This is a genomic window from Actinoallomurus sp. NBC_01490, from assembly GCF_036227085.1.
In the GTDB taxonomy this organism is placed as follows: Bacteria; Actinomycetota; Actinomycetes; order Streptosporangiales; family Streptosporangiaceae; genus Actinoallomurus; species Actinoallomurus oryzae.
The window spans coordinates 3,031,265-3,037,500 of record NZ_CP109433.1; the positions used below are offsets into that span (position 1 = coordinate 3,031,265).

Annotated in this window: 4 protein-coding genes; 3 read left to right on the forward strand and 1 reads right to left on the reverse strand. The window is 69.0% G+C overall.

Annotated features, from left to right (window positions below; translation table 11 throughout):
* Nucleotides 1–25: 25 nt before the first annotated feature.
* Nucleotides 26–682 (forward strand): ATP-dependent Clp protease proteolytic subunit, encoded by a 657-nt coding sequence (locus OG417_RS14595; RefSeq protein WP_329262289.1) that lies wholly within the window; start codon nucleotides 26–28, stop codon nucleotides 680–682.
* 159 nt (nucleotides 683–841) lie between these two features.
* Entirely contained in the window at nucleotides 842–2,116 is a 1,275-nt protein-coding gene (clpX, locus tag OG417_RS14600; RefSeq protein WP_329255645.1) for an ATP-dependent Clp protease ATP-binding subunit ClpX, read from the forward strand.
* On the opposite strand, the gene OG417_RS14605 is transcribed toward clpX, so the two are convergent.
* A complete protein-coding gene (locus tag OG417_RS14605) occupies nucleotides 2,117–2,854 on the reverse strand; it encodes a hypothetical protein (RefSeq protein ID WP_329255648.1) in 738 nt (245 codons plus the stop codon). It lies immediately after the preceding gene.
* A 175-nt stretch (nucleotides 2,855–3,029) separates the two neighbouring features.
* Here OG417_RS14605 and OG417_RS14610 point away from each other — a divergent pair, with 175 nt between their 5' ends.
* Nucleotides 3,030–5,639, forward strand: a complete 2,610-nt coding sequence (locus OG417_RS14610) for a valine--tRNA ligase (protein WP_329255651.1) — start codon at nucleotides 3,030–3,032, stop codon at nucleotides 5,637–5,639.
* Nucleotides 5,640–6,236: the final 597 nt, after the last annotated feature.

Genomic DNA, 6,236 nt, shown 5'->3' on the forward strand with positions numbered 1-6,236 from the left:
CATCGACCGGAGGGGACTGAACCCGATGAGCGATCAGATCCGGGCCGGTATCCAGCCCGTGGAGAGCCGCTACATCATTCCGTCGTTCGTCGAGCGCACCACGTACGGCGTCAAGGAGATGAACCCGTACAACAAGCTCTTCGAAGAGCGGATCATCTTCCTGGGCGTCCAGATCGACGATGCCTCCGCGAACGACGTGATGGCCCAGCTGTTCACGCTGGAGTCCATCGACCCCGAGCGTGACATCAGCATCTACATCAACTCGCCCGGCGGCTCGTACACCGCCATGACGGCGATCTACGACACGATGCAGTTCGTCCGCTGCGACATCCAGACGGTCTGCATCGGTCAGGCGGCCTCCGCCGCCGCGGTGCTCCTGTCGGCGGGCACGCCGGGCAAGCGCGCCGCGCTGCCGCACTCGCGGATCCTGATCCACCAGCCGGCCACCGAAGGCGGGTACGGCCAGGCCAGCGACATCGAGATCCAGGCCAACGAGATCCTCCGCATCCGCGAGGAAATGGAGACGATCTTGGCGCGGCACAGCGGGCAGGATGTCGAGAAGGTCCGCCGGGACATCGAGCGCGACAGATTCCTGACGGCCGAGGAGGCGAAGTCCTACGGTCTCATCGACGACATCATCGAGAGCCGCAAGAAGCGCGTTTCCGAGGTAGTGTCGTCGTAAGCGGCCCTTGAGTGACCCTCAGGTGTCGGGCATATCGACCAACACCGGAGGGCTCACTCACTGCCCGCCAGGCGGTAACGTCGAGACAACGTCGAGAGCCTCAGCACGCTCCCTCGTCCCGCGGTTCGAGGGTGAGCGGCCCCACGTAAAGGAGACAGGGTGGCACGCATCGGCGACGGTGGTGACTTGCTCAAGTGCTCGTTCTGCGGGAAGAGCCAGAAGCAGGTCAAGAAGCTCATCGCGGGTCCGGGCGTGTATATCTGCGACGAGTGCATCGATCTCTGCAACGAGATCATCGAGGAAGAGCTCTCCGAGTCATCCGACCTCAAGTGGGACAACCTGCCGAAACCGCGCGAGATCTTCGAGTTCCTCGACTCGTACGTGATCGGGCAGGACAAGGCCAAAAAGGCCCTGTCCGTGGCGGTGTACAACCACTACAAGCGGATCCAGTCGGGCAGCGGCGGCAGGGACGAGAGCGTCGAGCTCTCCAAGTCCAACATCCTGCTGCTGGGCCCGACCGGGTCCGGCAAGACGCTCCTCGCACAGACGCTCGCCAAACTGCTCAACGTTCCGTTCGCCATCGCCGACGCGACCGCCCTCACCGAGGCCGGCTACGTCGGTGAGGACGTCGAGAACATCCTGCTGAAGCTGATCCAGGCCGCCGACTACGACGTCAAGAAGGCCGAGACCGGCATCATCTACATCGACGAGGTCGACAAGGTCGCCCGCAAGAGCGAAAACCCCTCGATCACGCGCGATGTGTCCGGTGAGGGCGTCCAGCAGGCGCTGCTGAAGATCCTGGAGGGCACCACCGCGAGCGTGCCGCCGCAGGGCGGCCGCAAGCACCCCCACCAGGAGTTCATCCAGATCGACACCACCAACGTGCTGTTCATCTGCGGCGGCGCGTTCGCCGGTCTGGAAAAGATCGTCGAGCAGCGCGTCGGCAAGCAGGGCATCGGCTTCAACGCGGTTCTGCGCACCAAGGACGACGACGGCGAGGTGGCCGACCTCTTCGCCGACGTCATGCCGGAAGACCTCCTGAAGTTCGGGATGATCCCGGAGTTCGTCGGACGCCTTCCGATCGTCACGAGCGTGCACAACCTCGACCGCGAGGCACTGATCAGCATCCTCACCGAGCCGCGCAACGCGCTGGTGAAGCAGTACCACCGGCTGTTCGAGCTCGACGGGGTCGACCTGGAGTTCACCGACGACGCCCTCGAGGCGATCGCCGACCAGGCGATCCTGCGCGGCACCGGCGCGCGCGGCCTGCGCGCCATCATGGAAGAGGTGCTGCTGTCGGTGATGTACGAGGTGCCGAGCCGCGCCGACGTCGCCCGCGTGGTGATCACGCGCGAGGCGGTCCACGAGCACGTCAACCCGACGCTGGTTCCCCGCGAGCGCACCAAGCGGGAGCCGCGGGAGAAGTCCGCCTGATCAGGCCTTCTTCTCCATGTCGTCGCGCATCGACAGGAGCAGTCCGGCCGTCTGCGTGGCGTCGCCCTCGTCGGTCGTGATCACTCCGAGCGTGCCCTCGTCGGCCCAGCCGCAGGTCGCCAGCGTCGCCTGACCTGTGCTCAGCTGGTCGAGGCACATCACGGTGCCCTTGAGCCTGCCCGCCGGATAGGGCGTCGGCGTACGGCCACCCGACCCCGCGCTGATCGCCAGACCGCTGATGAACTCCCGCAGCTGCGCCGCCGGATCGGTGAGGTGCCCGGACGCCCCGATGAACAGCACGGTCGTGGTCGTCGCCGCGGACCGGTGGTAGACGGCGGTCAGCGGGTTCGGCATGCCGGCCGCCTTCAGCCGTTGCCGCTGCCGGTCGGTGAGCTGCCGCGTGCCGGGGGAGTCGTCGCGCTGGAGGCCGCCCGCCTGCGGCGGAGTGTTCAGCACCCGGGTCGGCGCCGCCATGACCGCCAGCAGCGCGACCGCGGCGGTGACCAGGGCGCCCATGCCGAGGGCCGCGCTGATCCCCGCTCCCACCCACATCGCGCGGGGCGACTCCGGGCGCGCCGCGGCGTACGGGTACGGAGGAGGCGCGGCGGGCGCCGGTGACTCCTCGTTCGCCGACTCGGCCGCCCGCGTACGCCGGATGGCGCCGGCGGCGAATCCGGCGGCCAGGCCCAGCATCGCCAGGCCGACGACGAGGACCGCGATGGCCAGGAGCGCCTTCACGAGAGTCGTCTCCCCCTGTGCCTCATCCCGAGAGTCCGTGCGGATGGTCGCTGCCTGTCACATTGTCCTCCGAAACCACGGCTCACCCCAGTGGCGCGGCCGTCATGGGTCGTGCTGTGAGGACCCTTCCACCGGCGCGTGGCATCGAACCCGGCATTCTGCCGTAGTCATCTCGATGTGCGGGGCGAGACCACGGTTCCCGGCGAACCTCCGTACACTCCGACGCGTGACTTCGCGTGATGCTCTGCCGACTCAGTACACCCCGGCCGACGTCGAGGGACGGCTCTACCAACGCTGGACCGACGGCGGCCTGTTCACGCCCGCCGTCGTACCCGGCGCGCCCGCGTTCTCGATCGTCATCCCGCCGCCGAACGTGACCGGATCCCTCCACGTGGGCCACGCGCTGGACCACTCGATCCAGGACGCGCTCGTACGCCGGCAGCGCATGCGCGGTCTGCAGACCCTCTGGCTGCCCGGCATGGACCACGCGGGCATCGCCACCCAGAACGTCGTGGAGCGCGAACTCGCCAAAGAGGGCCTGTCCCGCCACGACCTGGGCCGCGACGCCTTCGTCAAGAAGGTCTGGGAGTGGAAGTCCGAGTCCGGCGGCAAGATCCTCGGACAGATGCGCCGCCTCGGCGACAGCGTCGACTGGACCCGCGAACGCTTCACGATGGACGCGGGCCTGTCCAGCGCGGTTCTGACGATCTTCAAGCGCCTGTATGACGACGGCCTGATCTACCGGGCCGAACGCATCATCAACTGGTGCCCGCGCTGCCTGACCGCCCTGTCCGACATCGAGGTCGAGCACTCCGACGATGACGGAGAGCTGGTCTCCATCCGGTACGGCGACGGCGATGACGCGATCGTCGTCGCCACGACCCGCGCCGAGACGATGCTCGGTGACACGGCCGTCGCCGTGCACCCGGACGACGAGCGCTACGCCCATCTCGTCGGCCGCGAGATCGAGCTGCCGCTGACCGGCCGGCACATCCCGATCGTCGCGGACCCCCACGTCGATCCGGAGTTCGGCACCGGCGCCGTCAAGGTGACCCCGGCCCACGACCCGAACGACTTCGAGATCGGGCAGCGGCACGGCCTGCCGATGATGACGATCATGGATGAGCGCGGCACGATCACCGCGCACGGGCCGTTCCAGGGGCTCGACCGCCTGGAGGCACGGCCGGCCGTGGTCGCCGCGCTGCGGCAGGAGGGCCGCATCGTCGCCGAGACCCGCCCGTACGTGCACGCCGTAGGCCACTGCTCGCGGTGCAAGACGGTGGTCGAACCCCGTGTCTCGCTCCAGTGGTTCGTCCGGGTCGAGCCGCTCGCCCGGGCCGCCGGCGACGCCGTACGCGACGGCCGGGTGAAGATCGTGCCGGCCGAGATGGCCCCGCGATACTTCGAGTGGGTCGACAACATGCACGACTGGTGCATCAGCCGGCAGCTGTGGTGGGGGCACCGCATCCCGGTCTGGTACGGGCCGGACGGTTCCACGATGTGCGTCGGTCCGGGGGAGCAGCCGCCGGAGGACTGGACCCAGGACACCGACGTGCTCGACACGTGGTTCTCCTCGGCGCTGTGGCCGTTCTCCACGCTGGGCTGGCCGGAGGACACGCCGGAGCTGCGCGCCTTCTACCCCACGTCCGTGCTGGTCACCGGGTACGACATTCTGTTCTTCTGGGTCGCCCGGATGATGATGTTCGGCCTGTACGCGATGGACGGCGTCGAGCCGTTCAAGGTCATCGCGCTGCACGGCATGGTGCGCGACCAGTTCGGCAAGAAGATGTCCAAGTCGTTCGGCAACGTCGTCGACCCGCTGGAGTGGATCGACCGGTACGGCGCCGACGCGACGCGCTTCACCCTGCTGCGCGGCGCGAACCCGGGCGGCGACGTGGCGGTCAGCGAGGAGTGGGCGCAGGGTTCGCGCAACTTCTGCAACAAGCTGTGGAACGCCACGCGCTTCGCCCTGATCAACGGAGCGACGATCCGCGACCTGCCCGCGGACCTGTCGGTCGCGGACCGCTGGATCCTGTCCCGGCTGTCGTCGGTCGTCGCCGAGGTCGACGCCCACTTCGAGAACTTCGAGTTCGCCAAGGCGTGCGAGACGCTCTACCACTTCGCGTGGGACGAGTTCTGCGACTGGTACGTCGAGCTCTCCAAGGTGCCGGGCATGAGCGCCGACGCCCCGGCCGTGCTGGGACGCGTCCTCGACGTCCTGCTGCGCCTGCTGCACCCGCTCACGCCGTTCGTCACCGAGGAGCTGTGGACCGCGCTGGCGGGCGGCGAGTCGATCGTCACGGCCGCCTGGCCGGCCGCGGACGGCTTCTCGGACCCGGCGGCGGAGGCGGAGATCGCCGGGCTGATGCGCCTGGTGACCGAGGTACGCCGGTTCCGCGCGGACCAGGGCCTGAAGCCGGGCCAGAAGGTCGCGGCGACGATCGAGGGCCTGGACCCGGCGTACGACGAGGCGGTGCGCACGCTGCTGCGCCTCACGCCGGCGGGAGACTCGTTCACCCCGACCGCGTCGCTGCCGGTCGAGGGCGTGACCGTACGCCTGGACACGGCGGGAGCGATCGACGTCGCCGCCGAACGCGCCCGGCTGGAGAAGGACCTGGCCGCCGCGCGCAAGGAGATCGCCCAGGCGGAGCGGAAGCTCGGCAACGAGCAGTTCATGGCCAAGGCGCCGGAACAGGTGGTCGGCAAGACCCGCGCCCGGCTGGAACAGGCACGCGTGGACGTGGAGAGCCTGGAGGGGCGCCTGGCGGCCCTGCCCGCGCTCTGAGGCCGTCGGCTGGGAGCGGTCTGCCTGGTACGGGCCGCTCCCGGGCGCCGTTGCCGTACGCGCCCCGGGGGGCGACAGGTGCCCCGGTGAAGCATGTGGCGTGGATGCCGAGCCTCGTTCGTCCAACGCGTCGTCGTGCTCGACAGGCATCGGCCGTCCTGCGGTCCCGGCGTGAGCTGCCGGTCGTCCACGCCGCGGCGACGCGGGCAGGTCTCCTGGCCGGCGGTGGCGGGGAGCCGCTCGTCCTGTGACGACGATCCGCTCACGTCGCTCCGCACGACGGTCGTGGAGATCGGGAATACGGACCACGCCTCGTGGGTTGTTCCTTCGGTCGGCTCTGCCGACACGGCCTCTGGGCGGTGGCAGTGCCCACGGGTCGGCGAAGAAAATCCGGCGGCCGGGTTTAGGCGCGACGGCGCCGGGCATGAGTCCCAGAGCGCAGGAGTACGACCTGCGTCTACGCATACGCCCGTGTCGGGGAGTTGACCTCGACGCCCGGGTGTCCTAAGCTTGTCCGAGCCTGCGGGGGGCGGGACGTCGCAAGACGGCCGGTCCCGCGGAAGACACCCCAACGAAGAGCCACGATGGATCTCATCC

Excerpts from the sequence above, each read along its gene's own strand:
- OG417_RS14610 (WP_329255651.1), top strand. The coding sequence starts at position 3,030 with ATGTGCGGGGCGAGACCACGGTTCCCGGCGAACCTCCGTACACTCCGA.
- OG417_RS14595 (WP_329262289.1), top strand. The coding sequence starts at position 26 with ATGAGCGATCAGATCCGGGCCGGTATCCAGCCCGTGGAGAGCCGCTAC.